Below are 18,276 nucleotides of genomic sequence, written 5' to 3' on the forward strand. Positions count from 1 at the left end.
TGATTTATCGCTTGAAAAAGATCATATATCTAATTGATTTAAATAAAAATGAAGTAAATCGGTTGGTTTTCAGTTTATTTTCTATTTAATTAATGTAAATCATTGTTTATCCAGTCAATTATATTTTAAACCCGACCACAAGAATAAAGTATTTTTTGATCGATTTTATATTTCATGGTTTATTTATTTTAATGATTTCACTATAAAATAAATATCAAATTCAAAAAAAAACAGGAGCGATATCCTGTTTTTTAATATCGAATTTTAACCAGATTTAATATAAATCTGCTTTAGTCACCCGTTTTAGCGAAGGATTCAGACGCTCTCGTTCCAGACGGGCGACATGGGTCAATTGGGAACGATATTTGGCCCCATCTCTGAACAAAATCATTTCACCCTCCTGAAAGGCTGTCCATTCTTCATTCTGCGTTAGCGGCTCTGTGGTAATCACAGCGACCCGATCTTCAGGCGTGGTGACCTGACTAAAATCCACTTCAACTTCGATATCAATCAGTTGAGCTGGCTTAAATGGATATTCACGAACCAGCCAATGCAGTTTAGTCGTTGCATAGGTAAATAATGCCTGACCATTGGACAGACAGAAATTAAAAGTGCCATGCTCTGCAATGGATGGAGAAATCTCAGCCAGCAAATCAAAGACCTGATCCAGCTTCGGTTCATCATAACCAAAACGTTTCACCAGCTGATCCAGCAAATAACAGAAAGCACGCTCACTATCAGTGTTACCGACTGGCGTAAAACGTCCCGAAAGTTCAGGTAAAAAATCTTTTAAATCACCATTATGAGCAAAGATCCATTGTCGTCCCCATAATTCACGGCTAAACGGATGCGAATTTTCCAGATTAATCTTGCCCTGTGTAGCCTTACGGATATGCGCAATTACATTACGGGATTTGATCGGATAATTACGCACCAATTCTGCAATCGGTGATTCAACAGCTGACTGATTATCAACAAATAATCGGCAGGCCTTATCCTCAAAGAAAGCAATTCCAAAACCATCAGAATGATCTGAGGTAATCCCCGCCCGCTGAGAAAAACCTCGAAATGAAAAGGTAATATCTGTTGGTGTCGCACAATTCATTCCCAGTAGCTGGCACATAATCTTCATTCAGGTCACAGAGTATTCTTAAGGTTATTGTGCATCACAGGCTGAACCTTTTCAAATCTCGATCATTGCAATGCTATGCGCTAAAAATGCTAATAAACTATTTTTTTATATTTAATTTAGCAAAAGGAGTTTCAGTTTTAAAGCTCAGCTTAAAAATGCATATCTTAAATTTAACTTTAATATTTATAGTGATCAAAATATTAAAATAAAAGAAATAAAAAAGAGCCTCAAGTGAGACTCTTTGATATTCAATTTATCTTTATGGACGATGTGGATTAGAACGATTGGTAATTAAAGTTCCCACACCATGATCAGTAAAGATTTCTAACAGGCTGGCATGTGGTACGCGACCATCCACGATATGTGCACTGATCACGCCGCCTTTTACTGCGTCAAGCGCACAGCCGACTTTAGGAATCATGCCGCCATAGATCACACCTGTTTCGATCAGACGATCAACCTCCTGAGTCGTTAAACCGGTCAGCAGATTTTTATTTTCGTCGAGCACACCGGTAATATTCGTCAGAAGAATCAGTTTTTCTGCCCCTAATGCTTCTGCCACTTTACCCGCGACTAGATCGGCATTGATATTGTAGGTATTGCCTTCTTCATCGACACCGAGTGGTGCAATCACTGGAATGAAGTCACTGTTGGTAAACATTTCCAGTACGTCAGTTTTTACACCCACCACTTCACCGACCATACCCAGGTCTACTTTCTGGATTGAACCGTCTTCAGCCGTCTTTTCCATTAATAGCTTTTTGGCACGCAGCAAGTTGCCATCTTTACCAGTTAGACCAATTGCACGACCACCATGTTTGTTGATCAGGTTCACAATTGATTTGTTTACGCTACCGCCTAGAACCATCTCAACCACTTCCATGGTTGCCGGATCTGTCACACGCATACCGTCAATACGGTCAGATTCACGACCTAGCTGTTTCAGCATAGAATCTACTTGTGGACCACCGCCGTGTACCACAATCGGGTTCAAACCCACGGTTTTTAATAAAACGATATCACGTGCAAAAGAGCTTTCCAGCTCAGGATCCGTCATCGCGTTGCCACCGTATTTTACCACCAGGGTTTTACCCGCAAAGCGTTGGATATACGGCAAAGCTTCAGTCAAAATTTGTGCTTTGTCGATGCCTGTATGCTGATTTGGCATTCGCCTCTCCTTATTGAGCATCTAAAATGTCTTGAGCGATCTGTGGATAACGGTCACGCAACATGGATACAAACAGATGTCGAATTTCATTCAGGCCCTGTGCATCATTGGCATCAAAGCGCACCGTGAAATATTCACCTGTATTGGATGCTCGAATGATGCCAAAACCATCATCAAAATCAAGACGTATCCCGTCAATTTTACTGATTTGTGCATTTAATTGCGTAGATTGCTGCTCAACAAAGTTTAAAAGCTCAGCAGGCTGCACCTGATGAGTGGAAATATATAAGTCTTCTGTTCCATGACGTTTTGGATAAGCACGCAAGGCTTCACTTAAAGTTACACCTTTCTGGTCCAGATATTCCATGACCCGAAGCGCCGCATAAAGACCGTCATCATAGCCCCAGCCACGTCCGTCATTAAAAACATAATGCCCCGCATATTCACCACCAAAAATGGCCTGATGCTGGGACTGTGCCAGATATTTTCGCAGGAATGAGCTGCCAGTACGAATCATCACCGGTTTTCCGCCCAGGCGTTGAACTGTATCGCGAATCAGGGTTGAACATTTAACGTCATAAACAAACTGACATGCTTCTGTCCCAGTCATACAAATTTCTGCGAATAAACAGAGAAGCTGATCAGCACTAATAATGACACCCTGCTCATCCACCAATACCAACCGGTCCCCATCACCATCTAGGGCAATACCCAGATCCGCCTGCTGTTGCATGACAACCTGACGCAAGGTTTGTAAATGTGCTTCCTGAGAAGGATCAGGCGCATGATCAGGAAAATGCCCATTTGCTTCACAACGTAAGGCGGTAACTTCACAACCTAGTTTTTGCAGTACCAAGTTGGCACAGCGTCCTGCTGAACCGTTCAGACCATCCAGCACCACTTTAAAAGGACGCTTCAGCTGAATATCTTCAAGCATTTCCTGCTGATACTGCAGACAAAATTCGGGAATAATTTGGTGAGGCAAATCATTCAAACACGATGAAGAACTATTTACATGAAGTTTTGCTTTTTGTGCGACCTGCTGAATCATCTCGGGACAAGGCGGCTCCCCTGCAATAATCCATTTAATTCCATTATCTTCTTTAGGATTATGGCTGGCCGTGACCATCACACCATTACCATCAAACTGACGCGCTGTGTAGTACAGCATCGGACTGGAACAACAGCCGATAATGGCGGCTTCAATAGCATAGTCCTGAAAAATACAGCGTATGGTTTCAGCAAAAGCCGGACTGCTGATTCGGGCATCATAGCCAATCGCAACCCGAGTCTGTCCCGCAGCTTGATATTGCTGAGCCAGACCATGCGCAATAGCATCAATCACACCTGTACTCAGTAAACTGACTTTACCCCGGATATCGTAGGCACGAAAAATGTGAGCCGGAAAGGGTTGATTCATGGATCCCATAAACTGTTCTTTTCACTATTGAATATAAGGAGATAAAATAATGATTAAGCAATCATCATGACTTTAAACATTTGTTTTTGTTTTAAGACTCTGTATTTTTATATGAATTGAATGTGACAATCAATTATAAAAGTATAATTATTAATCTTTTATGTATTTAATTTGTATAACTAGTAAAATAAATAAACCCAACTAAAAATGATTTCTTGCATTATTTATCACCTATTTTCTTAAATTCTAAATGATTTTATTTTTCTATTTAAATGATACTAAAAATTTATTTAAATATTTTTCATTAAAATTAAATTCAAGAATAAAGTTTATTAAATAGCTCTGTCATTTTTTTATTATTTTTATGATTAAAACTACAAAAAAATGACTTAACCCAGAACATCTAAGTTAAGTCATCCTTTAATTTTAGTTTTTACCAGTATGACCGAAACCGCCCGCGCCACGCTCGGTTGCTTCAAACTCATTCACCAGATCAAACTCAGCCTGTACCACAGGGACTAATACATATTGGGCTAAACGCTCACCAGGTTCCAGGCTAAATGCAGTCTGACTGCGGTTCCATACAGAAACCATCAGTTCGCCTTGGTAATCTGAATCGATCAAGCCAACCAAGTTACCTAAAACGATACCATGTTTATGACCCAAACCAGAACGTGGCAAGATCAAGCCAGCAAATGCTGGATCTTCAATATAAATCGCCAAGCCAGTTTTCACTAAAATCGTTTGCCCTGGTTCAATCACAGTCGTTTCGTTGACACATGCACGAAGATCGAGTCCTGCTGAGCCAGTCGTTGCATAAGTCGGCAATGGCCATTCCTGACCCAGACGTGAATCAAGGACTTTCACCTGAACTTTCATGTATTTATTCCTGTTGTTTAATATCAAAAAATTTAAAGAATCAAAATCGTAGCGTTCTGTTACTTTTACCGTTTAATCAAGGCACGTAAATTATCCAGATAATGCTGAGCCTGCTGTTTTGGGTCGATATTACCAGCCAGTTTTTTCTTGCGGCCTAACCATTCCAGTTCATCTTCTGGAAGCTCATCCAGAAAGCGGCTTGGGGTCATCTGTTTCATCTGACCACCCGCCTTACGTTGCTCAGCCAAGGTAATAGTCAAGCCCTGACGCGCACGGGTAATTCCCACGTACATTAGACGGCGTTCTTCCTCGACTGTTTCCGCAGCAATCGAGTTTTTATGCGGCAGAATTTCTTCTTCCAGTCCAATTAAGTAGACATAAGGAAATTCCAGACCCTTGGATGCATGCAAAGTCAGCAAGTTTACCTTATCGGTATCTTCCTCTTCCTGCTGCTGTTCCAGCATATCGAGAAGCACCATCTTACGAATAACACTTTCGATATTTTTTTCATCAACATCTTCTGCACGATTAATCAGGCTCTGAATACTGCTATACAGCACTTCAATATTATCAAGCTTGGTTTTTTCCTGTGCCGGAGTCGCTGCGGATTCCTTGATATAGTCAATATAGCCTGCTTCAACCATCATCTGACGGATTATTGGTACGGGTTCATCATCTTCCAGCAAGTTACGGGTAAAGTTATTAATAAAATCTGAAAATTCTGCCAGTTGTGTGGTTGCTTTCTTTGGAATCGCCATCGTCAGCCGCTGATCGCCTGCCGCTGACAGTAGAGACAGATTATTTTCCTGGGCAAACAGACCGAGTTTTTCCAGCGTCACCGGGCCAATGGCACGTTTCGGCGTATTAATAATCCGCAGGAAGGCACTGTCATCTTCCGGGTTAATGATCAGACGCAGGTAACTCATGATGTCCTTGATCTCTGCACGCGCAAAGAAAGACTGGCCACCTGAAAGTTTGTAAGGAATCTGCATCTGGCGCAACTGGGTTTCCAGAATACGTGCCTGGAAATTACCGCGATACAGAATCGCGTAATCTTTCCAGTTTTTACCATTCATCAGCTTATGCGTGATCAGGTCTTTGACTACGCGTTCTGCTTCATCATCATCATTACGACAGGTGATGACCCGAATCACTTCACCGTGACCTTTATCTGACCAAAGCTTTTTATCAAAGATATGCGGGTTGTTGCCAATCACGGTATTGGCAGCTTTCAGAATACGGCTAGTGGAACGATAGTTCTGTTCCAGCTTGATCACTTTCAGATTCGGGAAATCCTGTTGTAACAGCGCCATATTTTCAGGTTTAGCACCACGCCAGGCGTAAATCGACTGATCATCATCCCCTACAGCGGTGAACTGCCCCATGACCCCGACCAGTAATTTCACCAGAATATACTGTGCAGTATTGGTATCCTGATATTCGTCGACCAGCAAATAGCGTACACGGTTCTGCCACTTATCCCGAACTTCGGCATTTTCCTGTAGCAGACGCGTTGGCATAACAATCAGGTCATCAAAATCGACGGCGTTATAGGCACGCAGATTACGCTCATAAAGTTGGTATAAATGCGCGAACTGAACATCTTCCGGGGTTTCACAAGTCGTGTGAGCCTGTTCTGGTGGAATCAGATCGTTTTTCCAGTCCGAAATCATCTTCATGGCTTTAGCAATCAGTTCTTTGCTTTCTGCACCTGAAAGATTATCGCGATGCATCAGATCCATCAGAATCCGCTTACAGTCATCGGCATCCAGAATCGAGAAATTATTTTTTAGCGGTGTGTGTTTGAGCTCTAAACGTAATAAATTTAGACCAAAAGTATGGAAGGTCGAGACTGAAAGGCCTTTGGCTTCTTCTCGGGTCAGCAATTTGGTGACACGCTCTTTCATTTCACGTGCTGCCTTGTTGGTAAAGGTCATTGCCGTGATCCGGTGGGCCGGAATACCACAATGCTTGACCAAATACGCGATTTTTCTTGTAATTACCGAGGTCTTGCCTGAACCCGCTCCGGCAAGTACTAACAAGGGTCCTTGAGTATATTTCATGGCTTCAAGTTGCTTGTCATTTAACTGACTGGCGAGTGACATATGGCTTCCTCTTCTAGATTCGGCTCCGATTATAGTCATCTCATGCCCAGATGCCTAATTGAAAATTCATTTTCCTGCGTCATCTTTCAGACATAAAAAAACCACCCGAAGGTGGTTTTTCTGCAAAATCAGTGATTACTGAACGGCATATACTGCGATTTCAACACGACGGTTTTGTTCTTTACCAGCCGCAGTTGAGTTGTCTGCGATCGGGTTCGCTGAACCAAGACCTTGTGCATTAATACGAGTACGTGCTACGCCTTGACCAGCAAGGTAGTTCGCAACAGATTGTGCACGTGCTTGAGACAATGGAATGTTGATTGAGTCATTACCAGTGCTATCTGTATAACCAGTTACCAAAATACCGCTTTGGCTGTCTTCAGTCAGAACTTGAGCAACTTTGTTCAATGTTGCATAGAAGTTTGGTTTGATGTTTGACTTGTTAGTGTCAAATGTAATCGCACCAGGCATTACCAGGTTGATTGAACCATCTGGATTACGGTTAACGTCTACGCCTGTACCCGCAGTAGCCTGACGTAATTTTTTCTCTTTATTGTCAAGATAAACACCAGCAGCACCACCTACAATTGCACCAATTGCAGCTGCACGGTTGTTTTGACGGCTAGTATTGGCATTACTTTTAGAAATACCATAACCTGCAGCAGCACCAATTACTGTACCCAAAGCTGTTTTGTCGTACTCAACACCACCCAGGTTATTGCCAGTAGTTTGACAACCTGTAAGTGCTACTGCCCCTGCTACAGCTGCTGAAATTAATAGTGCACGCATTGCATGCCTCCTTTGTAGTGTAATTTGTATCTTAGATCAGATAATGATTTAAAAATAATGGGATAACCATTGAATTTTTGTTAATAATAAATCTTTTAGTAATATTTTGTAATGTTTATGTGTAACCAATTTCCTGAATTTCATCATAGTTTCTTCATAGTTTAACGATCAGACTTTCCTATTCGCTCAACTCCCTCTATATTGTTCAAAATGTGATGAAATTTAGACGATTATTCTCTGGGACTGTTTTTATATGTCATCTAAAAGCAAGCAACAAACGACTTTAAAAAAACTTACCCGTGGCCTCACGGTGACATCCGTCATGACTGGCAGTACTTTTTTCCATGGGCCACCCGTACTGGCTTTGGGGCTGACCAAACTTTTTAAGAAATCTTCTAAGATTGATGAAACCAATATCAAGATTACCAATAGCTGGTTAAGCGTAAATAACTGGCTGATTGACAATGTCCTGAAAAATACCAAATGGCAAATCAGCATTGACGAATCTCTGGATCTGAACATGCAGGGTCGTTATTTAATGACCTGTAATCATCAGAGCTGGGTAGATACCACAGTAAACCAGTATTTCGGTTTAACGCGTATGCCTCTCACCCGCTTCTTTACAAAATGGGAACTAATTTTTATTCCATTTGTAGGTCAAGCCTTTAAAATTCTGGGCTTCCCGATGATGAAACGGCATAGCAAGGAACAGATTGCCAAAAACCCTGCCCTGAAATACCGGGATATGGAAGAAGCACGCAAGGCATGTGAACAACTGGTTAGCCAGCCATTTACCTTGCTGAATTATCTGGAAGGCACACGCTTTACCCCAGAAAAGCATGAACAGCAAAAATCGCCTTATAAGCATTTATTGAAGCCCAAAGCAGGTGGTCTTGCGCTGGCACTGAACATCCTGGGGGACAAAATTGATGCACTGGTGGATATGACTATTGTTTATCCTGACGGTGTGCCAGGTTATGGGGAATTCTGGTTAGGCGAAGTTCCGCGTATTGCCGTGAACTTAAGAAAAATTGACATTCCGGACTGGGTACTCGGCGGCAATTATGAAGATGATGCAGATTACCGTGCACGTTTCCAGCAATGGGTAGACCAGATCTGGACTGAAAAAGACCAATTAATTGAGCAAATGCAGCAGAATCTGATTTCCGCTTCTGCCTGACATTTGCCAGAGAGACTATGAAGAACGACAACCCGGACCTCGTGTCCAGCTCATTTAAGTTTATTCGCAAAGGTACCTGGGGCTGGAAAATTGCACTGATTTACGACATTTTCATGATGGTTGTCATCATCATCAATTTGTTCTGTCTCTGTGCCAATGCCATTCTGATGAGCGATTTTGGGCACTGGTTGTTTGATTTCATTCGTCTGCCTGATGTCCTGCAGTTTTATAAAAGTGAATTACGTCCCTGGGTAGTGATTACCGAGGGATGGTTTACCACCTTCCTGATTATTGAGCTCATCGTTCGCTGGTTCATTGCCATTATTATGCGCCACCATGCCCGCTGGTGGTTCTTTCCCTTTGTGCACTGGTATGAAATTTTATCCATCATCCCCCAGCTACGTTTTTTGCGTTTGTTACGTGCAGTCGCGATTGGCTACAACCTACATAGCCATGGATACAAAGTCATACCGGCAAGCTGGTATAGACGGGGTAATTTCTACTATAACCTGCTGATGGAAGAACTTTCGAGCCGTGTAGTATTGACGGTACTGGATGGCATTAAACGTGAACTCAGCACCAGCACATCACATAAACAATTAATTGATGATTTGGTGGAACATCACCGTAAATTACTGGCTGTTGCTTTGGCAGATATCTTGCAAGAGTCTTTGGGCAAGGAATTACAGGCACAGCGCTTCATGATTTCAAAAAATGTCGGGCAAGTCGTCAATCAGGCCATTGAAGATACACCTGAACTCACCCAGCTTCTGCGTCTGATTCCCATTGTAGGCGGGCGGCTGGAACGTCAGATCCAGAGTATTGGTCAACGTCTGGGAGAAAATATCACCCAAGGTCTGATCGATCCTTTTACACATAACGGATCACAAGAAAACCCGACTTTTGCCATGATTTCAGATAAGATTAGCCAGATTCAGATTGAACATAATCCACATATTGATAAATTGGTCGAATCGGCTGTTTTTGAGACACTTGAAGCCATTCAAAAACAGGTCAAAGTGAAACAGTGGCAACAGATTTTAGAAGAACACGAACAAAATCAGGGCTCAATCGATAGATAAGTTTTCATTTGTGGAATCGGCTAAGATAAGTGGATTCTATTCGTATAAAAAAATAACTTGGATCGCTAGAGAATTAACGAAATTTGTTCTAGGATTTGCACTATTTACAACATCGCTTCGACATAAAACAGCAAGTCAGAAGTATTAAGGAAAAATTATGGCTGACATACGGATAAAAGGCAGAATGGTCAATGCGCTACGCATTAGCCTCGATACCAATGATCATGATGCAATCCGCCAGCAACTGAAACCAAAATTACAAGCGGCTTTTCCGCCAGGCACATTGGCGGTGATTGAAAGTTCAGTCGACCAGGAACTGATTGCCCTGATCCAGTTACTGATTGATCTCGAAGTTCAGCCTATGGCAGTGACTGAAGGGATTCTAGGGGATCAGGCTCGTGCAATTCAGTTCCCTGTTCTGCCACCTGACCGTCAGTTGCAGGAAATTAAGGCGACCAAAGAACAGGTCGTGGAAGTCAAAACTGAATCTACTGCTGATGATGAAAAAGCTGATGCTGTACCGATCGTCGCGCATGTGACTTCTTATCATGATGAAATTCTGCGCACCGGCCAATGCATTGTGCAGAATCAGGGTGACATTATTATTACGGCTGGAATAAACAGTGGTTCAGAAGTGATTGCTTCAGGCAATATCCATATTTATGGCAGTGCGCGCGGCCGTGTGATTGCAGGTGCGGGTGGCAATACTGCAGCGCGTATTTTCTGCCATGCGCTGGAAGCCGAACTGATTTCTATTGCAGGTACTTACTGTGTGGCCGACGACATTCCACCGAATGTTGCGAAAAAACCCGTGCATATTTACTTGAATGATCAACAAGAGCTTGTATTTGAAGCTCTACAATTTTAATGTATAAATAAACACCAAAAACCCCATTTTATAGGGGATTTGAACCATAACAGGAGTGGATTCGGTGGCGAAAATTGTTGTCGTAACATCAGGCAAAGGTGGCGTAGGTAAGACTACAACAAGTGCATCTTTTGCAACAGGTTTAGCCCTACGTGGCCACAAAACTGTGGTAATCGATTTTGATGTAGGCTTGCGTAACCTTGATTTGATTATGGGCTGTGAACGCCGTGTAGTATATGATTTTGTAAATGTTCTCAATAACGAAGCACGATTACAACAAGCACTGATTCGCGATAAAGATATTGAAAATTTATATATTTTACCTGCTTCACAAACACGTGATAAAGATGCTTTAACTGATGAAGGCGTAGAACGTGTAATGGATGAGCTTTCACAGGAATTTGATTATATCGTGTGTGACTCACCTGCAGGTATTGAACGTGGTGCCATTTTAGCCATGTACCATGCAGATGAAGCCATCATTGTGACTAACCCTGAAATTTCTTCAGTACGTGACTCTGACCGCATCATTGGCATGTTAGATAGTAAAACTAAAAAAGTAGAACAAAACGAAGGTCGCATCCGTAAACACCTGTGCATTACCCGTTTCAATCCGGAACGTGCCGATAAACAGGAAATGTTAACGATTGACGATATTTCTAAAGATATTTTACGTGTTCCAACCTTAGGTGTTATTCCTGAGTGTCCAAGCGTTCTACAGGCATCGAATGAAGGTAAACCAGTGATTCACTTTACCGAATCTGCCGCAGGTCAGGCTTATGATGACCTTGTAGCACGTTTCCTGGGTGAAGAGCGTCCTTACCGTCATATCGAAGTAAAACCTAAGGGCTGGTTAGCACGATTATTTGGAGCGTAAACATGGCTGGATTCTGGAGTAAACTTTTTAGTAGTGAGGATAAACCATCAAGCGCACAAACCGCGAAAGACCGTTTGAAAGTCATTGTTGCTTCTGAACAGGGTTTAGGGCGCCGTTTGAGTCAGGATAAAATTGACCAGATGAAGACAGAAATCATGCAAGTGGTAAATCGCTACGTCCGCGGGGTTGATGAACAGCACATTCAGATGCAGGTACGTTCTGAAGCAAATATTGAAATGCTTGAAATGAATATCAATTTACCTGAAGAGCGATAATCTGAATTTTGATTAGTCAAGTAAATTGATTCAAGGCAAAATATGAGCCTCAACAAAGCGCCGCTTTGTTGAGACGCAAGACAAGAAGTTTGGCTTCGCGTTGACTTGATAGTAATTACTATTTTACCTAGTCTCAAAACGTGAAGTGATACTTCGAATGGACAAAGTGCATGATAAGACTTTGCCTCTTGCGAACTCATATTTTGCCTTTTTTCATGCCGAAGAATTACATCAAGGAGATTGCGATGGCATTATCTCAACCAGCGACCTTTAACGAAGAATGGTCAGATGAGCGTGTATATGCCTACCTGAATCAGCTTCCTCCTGCAGGCGTCAATGCAGATTTCCATGTGCTTTATCATGCATTCAAGCATATGCGCCCTTTTGACTATGAGCGCCTGCTAACCAAATTTGTCGCAGACGGTCGCGATCTTAACGCCACCAATCCTGAAGGACAGCGCATTCATGACGTAATTGCCACTTATCCACGTCAAAGTGCCGAGTTCCTGGCAGTATTAGAAAAATTTGCATAAGTTGAAATGCATAAAAAAGCCTGCTTAAAGCAGGCTTTTTTATCACTCGAGATTCTGGATTTAAACCAGAATCTCGCGCTTACCATTGGCACCCATTGAGCTGACAATGCCATTTTCTTCCATCTGGTCAATGATCCGTGCAGCACGGTTATAACCTAGACTGAACTTACGCTGCAAAGATGAAGTTGATGCTTTGCGGGTTTCCAAAACAAAAGCCACACACTGGTCATACAGCGCATCTCGATCCGATCCACCATCTCCACCATCTTCAAAACCACGACTAGACGGTTCTTCATCAAATGGAGTCAGGATCTCATCCACATAGTTAGGCGCTCCACGTTCACGCCATGCATCACAGATCCGGTTCACTTCATCATCGGCAATAAAGGCCCCGTGTACGCGCTCCGGCTCAATTTTACCCGGGCCAAGGAACAGCATATCACCATGACCGAGCAAGTCTTCTGCACCACCTGCATCGAGAATGGTACGTGAGTCAATTTTCGAGTTCACACGAAGTGCGACACGTGTTGGAATATTGGCCTTAATCAGACCGGTGATGACATCTACCGATGGGCGCTGAGTTGCCAGTAACAGGTGAATACCAGCAGCACGGGATTTCTGTGCCAGACGGGTAATCATTTCTTCGGCTTTTTTACCAACCTGCATGATCATATCTGCGAACTCGTCCGCTACGATCACAATTGAAGGTAGTGGTGTCAGACGTGGCGCACGCTCCCCTGCCACAGATTCACTGGCTTTCCAGGTTGGATCAAATAGCTCTTCACCATTGGCAAGCGCCTCTTCCACCTTACGGTTATAGTCGCTGAGCTTACGGATTTTCAGGAAAGACATCAGTTTGTAACGACGTTCCATTTCATTGACACACCAGTTCAAGGCACTGACCGCATCTTTCATATCGGTCACAACTGGGGTTAACAAGTGTGGAATATCATTATAGTTGGCCAATTCAAGCTGTTTTGGATCGATCAGGATCAGGCGTAACTGGTCTGGTGTGTACTTCAATAACATCGATAGAATCATCGAGTTAACCGCCACCGATTTACCAGAACCTGTAGTCCCTGCCACCAGCATATGCGGTGCTTTACCCAGTTCAGTAATTACCGGATTGCCCGAAATATCCTTACCCATGGCCATCGACAAAATGCCATCGGGATCATTGAATTTTGGAATCTGTACCAGTTCAATCAAACGCACCATTTCACGGCTGCTGTTCGGAACCTCAATCCCGATATAAGGCTTACCTGGAATGACTTCGACTACACGTACTGAAGCCATTGACATCGAACGGGCCAAGTCACGTGAAATATTAGTGACTTTGGAAGCTTTCACACCAGGCGCAAGGTCCAGTTCAAAACGTGTCACGACTGGGCCTGGTTGAGCCTCGACCACTTTGGCTTTAACGTTAAATTCCTGAAGTTTGATTTCCAGAAGTTCTGATAAACGGGATAATTGCTCTTCAGTGAAATTCACTTTTTTGTTCGGATCGACTTTATCCAGCAATTCCAGACCCGGCAATGGTGACAGGTCTTTACGGCGCTCAGCGACCTGCATGGCGCGTGACATTGGACGTCCAGCGGCATCCGTCAATGGCGCATCGAAATCAAACTCGTCTTCATCCTGAGGCTTACCGGCAGTTTCATGCCAAGCTTCAATAAATTCTTCTTTGGACAATGCTTCCCGAACTGCTGCATTAGTCGCTGCGGTTTGAGCTGTTGTCTCTACACGCTGAATCGGTGCCTGAACAAAAGCAGAAGACTGGGCATAGCTTGACGCACGTACAGGTGCGGGTTTTGGCTCATCGGCTTCAACAAGCAAGTCGTCCAGATCATCAAAATCTGCTTCCAGGCTGGTATTTTTAATCGCATGTGCAGCCATGAGCGGAACAGCAGCAGTGGAACTGACCGTTCCAGCATTTTCTACAATTCGAAGGGATTTTTCAGCTGCTGCTGAATTAAACGGACTATGCACATCCGTTGCTGTTTTACCTTGCGGAACTGCGGCCAATAACTCATCAAAAATTTCATCATCATCCCAATCCAGATTATTCTTAGCTGTAGCGGATGATGTCACTTCATGAGCACTATGATTCGTTGGTGCAGCTGCAAATGCGTCAGGAGAAAAGTCAGCTTGCTCTTCTTCTGCAGCTTTAAGTAAGGCATCGATATCCTGCTTGTGACGCTGGTCTTCATTGGAATGTAACGCACGCCACACCTCCCCTGTTGCCACCACACGATCCGGCTCTACTGTTCGCGGTGCTTGTTCCTGAACAGGTTCTGAAGCTGATGTCTGTACAGGTTCAGAAATATCTTCTTCATAGTGGTGAGGCTGGTGCGATTCTTTATCTGCAAAATCCTCAAACAGGCGTTCAGCGACATGATCGCGAACTACAGGGTCGACTTCTACCAGATCATGTTCAGGTGCGGCAGTGACTGGTACTGTCACTTTTTTGGCAGCTGCTTTTACCGCTTCTTTTTTCATTACAGGCGCAGTACGGTCAAAATCCGACATGCCTTCTGGTACATTACGATAGAACAGATCTTGCAGATAAGCAGGCGTTGCCTTGAGACTGCTCCAGGTCTTGTTCCATTTCACACCAAATGCCAAGGTAAACAGAACCACCCAAAGCACCAGCAAGAAAAAAGCTGCGCCATAGACGGTTAGTAATTGTTCAAGACTTTGGCCCAGCTCATAGCCAATAATGCCGCCTGAAGAATTATCCAGCGTATCGGCTGGAACTTGCCAGAACAGAAACAGCAACGCCGATGTAGTCAATAACAGGAAGAATTGGGCAGCATAACGGAATGGGCGGTTCAGGAAGCTGCGCGGCCACCAGACCTGGATTGCTTCCATAAACAGATACACAGGGATCAGCAGGCTTGCCCAACCGAGAAAACCAAATAACAGGTCTGAAATCCAGGCCCCCGCAACCCCACTCGCATTTGAAACTGTCTGCGTATCACTAGAGATATGCATCCACCCCGGATCAAATGGTGTATAGGTCACTGTTGCAAGAAACAGATAAATCCCAAATGAGACTAAAAATAATGTCATTACTAAGCGCTGTGCATAGGCACTCGACACCGCTGTCATATACTGTCCTGTAACCAATTCTTCATGAATATTCTTTTGCTGGTATGCTTCAAAAAAAGCGTCGCAATAAAATGCATATTATGCACCTGTTGCATCAAAAAAGATGCATTATTGTGTACTTCTTCTATATAGCCCAAATCGATTTCGATGATCAATAATATCGACTTTAATCTCACACCACTGTTATACAGTTTCACGTATAATTCAATAAATTTCTAAATAAAAAAGGATACAGCGAATGAGCGCACGTCACTCACGACTGATTATTTTAGGTTCTGGCCCTGCTGGCTATAGCGCAGCAGTCTATGCAGCGCGTGCAAACTTAAAACCGACCCTGATTGCAGGTCTGCAACTGGGTGGTCAATTAACCACAACGACTGAAGTAGATAACTGGCCTGGCGATCCTGAAGGTCTGACTGGTCCAGCTTTAATGGAACGTATGCAGGCTCATGCAGAACGTTTTGGTACTGAAATTGTTTATGATCATATCAATGAAGTTGACCTTAACGTTCGTCCATTCCTCCTGAAAGGCGATATGGAAGAGTTCACTTGTGATGCCCTGATCATTTGTACTGGTGCAACTGCGCAATACCTGGGTCTGGAATCAGAAGCTGCATTTATGGGTCAAGGCGTGAGCGCATGTGCAACCTGTGACGGTTTCTTCTATAAAGAGCAAAAAGTCATGGTTGTGGGCGGTGGTAATACTGCTGTTGAAGAAGCGTTATATCTCTCTAACATCGCTTCTCATGTGACTCTGGTTCATCGTCGTGACACGTTGCGTTCTGAAAAAATCCTGCAAGACCATCTTTTTGAAAAAGAAAAAGAAGGCAAAATCAGCATTATCTGGAATCATCAGGTAGAAGAAGTGTTGGGTGATACCACTGGCGTCACTGCGGTACGTTTAAAATCAACTCAAGATGATTCAACTCAGGATGTTGAAGTTTCAGGTCTGTTTGTTGCTATTGGTCATAAACCAAATAGCACCATGTTCGAAGGCCAGCTAGAACTGCGTGATGGCTATATTCAGGTACAAAGCGGTACAGCGGGTAATGCCACTCAGACCTCTATCCCGGGTGTATTTGCTGCAGGCGATATCGCAGACAGCATCTACCGTCAGGCGATTACCTCTGCAGGTTCAGGCTGTATGGCGGCATTGGATGCAGAAAAATATCTCGACGCAATGGGTAAATTAGACTAAGCATCGAAAATAAAAAGACCGTCCATCATGGGCGGTTTTTTTATGTATGATAAAAACAGTCTATTACAAGATCAGGGTTCTGCATGCATCTTCTTCCTCCTTCACAGTACATTTTCCCCAATCCTGAAGAAGCGGATCTTGAGGGCGAAGGCCTGATTTGTATCGGTGCAGACCTCTCCCTTTCTACTTTGTATGAGGCCTATACCCATGGTCTCTTCCCTTGGTTTTCTGAAGGTGATCCGATCTGCTGGTGGAGTCCGGAACCACGCTGCATTATTCGACCAGAGGATTATCATCCCAGCAAATCCCTGCTTCGCAGTATGAAAAAACGGGATTATAAAATTACGGTGAATCATGCTTTTGAAAGAGTCATCCGTTCCTGCTCATTGCCTCGCGCTTACGCAGATGAGACCTGGATTAGTGAAGAGATCATTCAAGGTTATTGCGATTTGTTCGACGCAGGCTATGGCTATAGTATTGAGGTTTGGGATGAAGATCGCGTAGTAGGTGGACTTTACGGGGTGACCATTGGTAAAGGCTGTTTCGGTGAATCCATGTTCAGTACCCAAACCGATGTTTCTAAAATGGCTTTTTATACCCTGATGCTGATTGGCAGAGAAAATCAGTTGCCCTGGATTGACTGTCAATTGGTGAATGATCACTTGATGAGTCTAGGTGCCTGTACAATTTCTCGCCATACATATCTTAAATCGTTACAAGATGTGATAAAACAGCCTGCGATCAATTGGAAAAAGTATCAAGACGGTGTATTTTCAAGTAAAACAATAGCGCAGTCTGCGCGATTAAGTGAATGAAAATAACAGAGGGCACTTGTTATGAACTCTTATCAACCACAGTCCCTACTGAACGATTTACAGTATTATATTACGCCGCCGCATGACTGTAGCTATCTGCTCAACAAGTCCGCGCGCATGGTTTTTCTTGATCCAGCGCACCGTATTGATGTAGTGACGCTGTCCGAGCTTTCTCGTACCGGTTTCCGTCGTAGTGGTGATTTTGTCTATCGGCCTGAATGCCACCTGTGCCGTCAATGCTTATCTTCACGTATTCCTGTTCATGAATTCCAAATGAACAGCTCGCAAAAAAAAGCCTGGAAACGTAATCAGGATTTGACGGTTAAAATTACCCATCCTGAACAGGCCACAGATATACATTACGCCCTCTACGAACGTTATATTAATGAACGCCATGCAGATGGTGATATGTACCCACCTAGCCGTGACCAGTTCGAAAAGTTTTTACTACAAAGCTGTACCGATAGTTTCTTTCTGGAATTATGGAAAGATGACCGTCTGATCAGCGTATCGACTTGTGACCTGCTCGATGATGGCGTTTCAGCGGTGTATACTTTCTTTGATCCTGATGAGAACCGCCGTTCCCTGGGTGCCTTTGCGATTCTGAAACAGATTGAGCACACTCAAAAACTTGGTTTGCAGTTTGTGTATCTGGGCTACTGGGTTCCACATTCAGCCAAAATGAACTACAAGTCTCAATACCTGCCACTTGAATTATTAATTGACGGGCAGTGGCGCCGATTAAACCGCACCCTTACTCCGGTGGAGATTGAACATCTGGGAAACTCCTTGATGACGACCTTGCCTAGCGGATGGAATAATCCCATCATCAAGTAAGTTAGTC

The 18,276-nt window shown here is 43.4% G+C and carries 16 protein-coding genes; 9 read left to right on the forward strand and 7 right to left on the reverse strand.

Annotated features, from left to right (window positions below):
* Positions 1-274: 274 nt before the first annotated feature.
* The 6 genes from AC4MCC_RS11190 to AC4MCC_RS11215 all read right to left on the reverse strand — a co-directional run bounded on the left by AC4MCC_RS11190 (position 275) and on the right by AC4MCC_RS11215 (position 7,493).
* Positions 275-1,123 carry a class II glutamine amidotransferase gene (locus tag AC4MCC_RS11190; protein ID WP_180179934.1) on the reverse strand — a complete coding sequence of 283 codons (849 nt, stop codon included), beginning with the start codon at positions 1,121-1,123 and terminating at the stop codon, positions 275-277.
* A 268-nt stretch (positions 1,124-1,391) separates the two neighbouring features.
* Positions 1,392-2,300 carry an acetylglutamate kinase gene (argB, locus tag AC4MCC_RS11195; protein ID WP_159123314.1) on the reverse strand — a complete coding sequence of 303 codons (909 nt, stop codon included), beginning with the start codon at positions 2,298-2,300 and terminating at the stop codon, positions 1,392-1,394.
* Positions 2,301-2,310: 10 nt separating this feature from the next.
* Positions 2,311-3,729 (reverse strand): phosphomannomutase/phosphoglucomutase, encoded by a 1,419-nt coding sequence (locus tag AC4MCC_RS11200; protein WP_491885299.1) that lies wholly within the window; start codon positions 3,727-3,729, stop codon positions 2,311-2,313.
* A 417-nt stretch (positions 3,730-4,146) separates the two neighbouring features.
* Entirely contained in the window at positions 4,147-4,599 is a 453-nt protein-coding gene (dut, locus tag AC4MCC_RS11205) for a dUTP diphosphatase (RefSeq protein ID WP_313483909.1), read from the reverse strand.
* Positions 4,600-4,664: 65 nt separating this feature from the next.
* Positions 4,665-6,704: a DNA helicase Rep gene (gene rep, locus AC4MCC_RS11210; protein WP_253171965.1), complete on the reverse strand. Its 2,040-nt coding sequence runs from the start codon at positions 6,702-6,704 to the stop codon at positions 4,665-4,667.
* A 135-nt stretch (positions 6,705-6,839) separates the two neighbouring features.
* A complete protein-coding gene (locus AC4MCC_RS11215; protein WP_416657008.1) occupies positions 6,840-7,493 on the reverse strand; it encodes a YiaD family glycine zipper/OmpA-like lipoprotein in 654 nt (217 codons plus the stop codon).
* A 253-nt stretch (positions 7,494-7,746) separates the two neighbouring features.
* On the opposite strand from AC4MCC_RS11215, the gene yihG reads away from it, so the two are divergent.
* From yihG to AC4MCC_RS11245, 6 genes are all read left to right on the forward strand, one after another.
* Positions 7,747-8,673, forward strand: a complete 927-nt coding sequence (gene yihG / locus AC4MCC_RS11220) for a 1-acylglycerol-3-phosphate O-acyltransferase, YihG family (protein WP_180130115.1) — start codon at positions 7,747-7,749, stop codon at positions 8,671-8,673.
* A 17-nt stretch (positions 8,674-8,690) separates the two neighbouring features.
* Complete coding sequence (locus AC4MCC_RS11225) at positions 8,691-9,755, forward strand: preprotein translocase subunit SecA (RefSeq protein ID WP_491876115.1); 1,065 nt, start codon at positions 8,691-8,693, stop codon at positions 9,753-9,755.
* A 157-nt stretch (positions 9,756-9,912) separates the two neighbouring features.
* Positions 9,913-10,623 carry a septum site-determining protein MinC gene (gene minC, locus AC4MCC_RS11230; RefSeq protein ID WP_491885300.1) on the forward strand — a complete coding sequence of 237 codons (711 nt, stop codon included), beginning with the start codon at positions 9,913-9,915 and terminating at the stop codon, positions 10,621-10,623.
* A gap of 64 nt (positions 10,624-10,687) precedes the next feature.
* A complete protein-coding gene (gene minD / locus AC4MCC_RS11235) occupies positions 10,688-11,500 on the forward strand; it encodes a septum site-determining protein MinD (RefSeq protein WP_166137968.1) in 813 nt (270 codons plus the stop codon).
* A gap of 2 nt (positions 11,501-11,502) precedes the next feature.
* Complete coding sequence (gene minE / locus AC4MCC_RS11240; RefSeq protein WP_004783265.1) at positions 11,503-11,775, forward strand: cell division topological specificity factor MinE; 273 nt, start codon at positions 11,503-11,505, stop codon at positions 11,773-11,775.
* A 245-nt stretch (positions 11,776-12,020) separates the two neighbouring features.
* Complete coding sequence (locus AC4MCC_RS11245) at positions 12,021-12,308, forward strand: PA4642 family protein (protein WP_004783267.1); 288 nt, start codon at positions 12,021-12,023, stop codon at positions 12,306-12,308.
* 60 nt (positions 12,309-12,368) lie between these two features.
* On the opposite strand, the gene AC4MCC_RS11250 is transcribed toward AC4MCC_RS11245, so the two are convergent.
* Entirely contained in the window at positions 12,369-15,419 is a 3,051-nt protein-coding gene (locus AC4MCC_RS11250) for a DNA translocase FtsK (RefSeq protein WP_491885301.1), read from the reverse strand.
* Between the two features lie 238 nt (positions 15,420-15,657).
* Here AC4MCC_RS11250 and trxB point away from each other — a divergent pair, with 238 nt between their 5' ends.
* From trxB to AC4MCC_RS11265, 3 genes are all read left to right on the forward strand, one after another.
* Positions 15,658-16,617, forward strand: coding sequence for a thioredoxin-disulfide reductase (trxB, locus tag AC4MCC_RS11255; protein ID WP_419363078.1), 960 nt, complete (start codon positions 15,658-15,660; stop codon positions 16,615-16,617).
* An 83-nt stretch (positions 16,618-16,700) separates the two neighbouring features.
* On the forward strand, positions 16,701-17,432 hold the full coding sequence (aat, locus tag AC4MCC_RS11260; RefSeq protein ID WP_491876118.1) for a leucyl/phenylalanyl-tRNA--protein transferase: 732 nt from the start codon (positions 16,701-16,703) through the stop codon (positions 17,430-17,432).
* 21 nt (positions 17,433-17,453) lie between these two features.
* On the forward strand, positions 17,454-18,269 hold the full coding sequence (locus AC4MCC_RS11265; protein ID WP_491876119.1) for an arginyltransferase: 816 nt from the start codon (positions 17,454-17,456) through the stop codon (positions 18,267-18,269).
* Positions 18,270-18,276 lie beyond the last annotated feature (7 nt).

This window comes from Acinetobacter sp. CAU_H_56 (assembly GCF_058599425.1).

Coding starts and splice junctions, on each gene's coding strand:
- trxB (WP_419363078.1), top strand. CDS start 15,658: ATGAGCGCACGTCACTCACGACTGATTATTTTAGGTTCTGGCCCTGCT.
- AC4MCC_RS11265 (WP_491876119.1), top strand. CDS start 17,454: ATGAACTCTTATCAACCACAGTCCCTACTGAACGATTTACAGTATTAT.
- minE (WP_004783265.1), top strand. CDS start 11,503: ATGGCTGGATTCTGGAGTAAACTTTTTAGTAGTGAGGATAAACCATCA.
- AC4MCC_RS11215 (WP_416657008.1), bottom strand. CDS start 7,493: ATGCGTGCACTATTAATTTCAGCAGCTGTAGCAGGGGCAGTAGCACTT.
- AC4MCC_RS11225 (WP_491876115.1), top strand. CDS start 8,691: ATGAAGAACGACAACCCGGACCTCGTGTCCAGCTCATTTAAGTTTATT.
- rep (WP_253171965.1), bottom strand. CDS start 6,704: ATGTCACTCGCCAGTCAGTTAAATGACAAGCAACTTGAAGCCATGAAA.
- dut (WP_313483909.1), bottom strand. CDS start 4,599: ATGAAAGTTCAGGTGAAAGTCCTTGATTCACGTCTGGGTCAGGAATGG.
- minC (WP_491885300.1), top strand. CDS start 9,913: ATGGCTGACATACGGATAAAAGGCAGAATGGTCAATGCGCTACGCATT.
- AC4MCC_RS11200 (WP_491885299.1), bottom strand. CDS start 3,729: ATGGGATCCATGAATCAACCCTTTCCGGCTCACATTTTTCGTGCCTAC.
- AC4MCC_RS11190 (WP_180179934.1), bottom strand. CDS start 1,123: ATGTGCCAGCTACTGGGAATGAATTGTGCGACACCAACAGATATTACC.
- argB (WP_159123314.1), bottom strand. CDS start 2,300: ATGCCAAATCAGCATACAGGCATCGACAAAGCACAAATTTTGACTGAA.
- AC4MCC_RS11250 (WP_491885301.1), bottom strand. CDS start 15,419: ATGACAGCGGTGTCGAGTGCCTATGCACAGCGCTTAGTAATGACATTA.
- yihG (WP_180130115.1), top strand. CDS start 7,747: ATGTCATCTAAAAGCAAGCAACAAACGACTTTAAAAAAACTTACCCGT.
- AC4MCC_RS11245 (WP_004783267.1), top strand. CDS start 12,021: ATGGCATTATCTCAACCAGCGACCTTTAACGAAGAATGGTCAGATGAG.
- aat (WP_491876118.1), top strand. CDS start 16,701: ATGCATCTTCTTCCTCCTTCACAGTACATTTTCCCCAATCCTGAAGAA.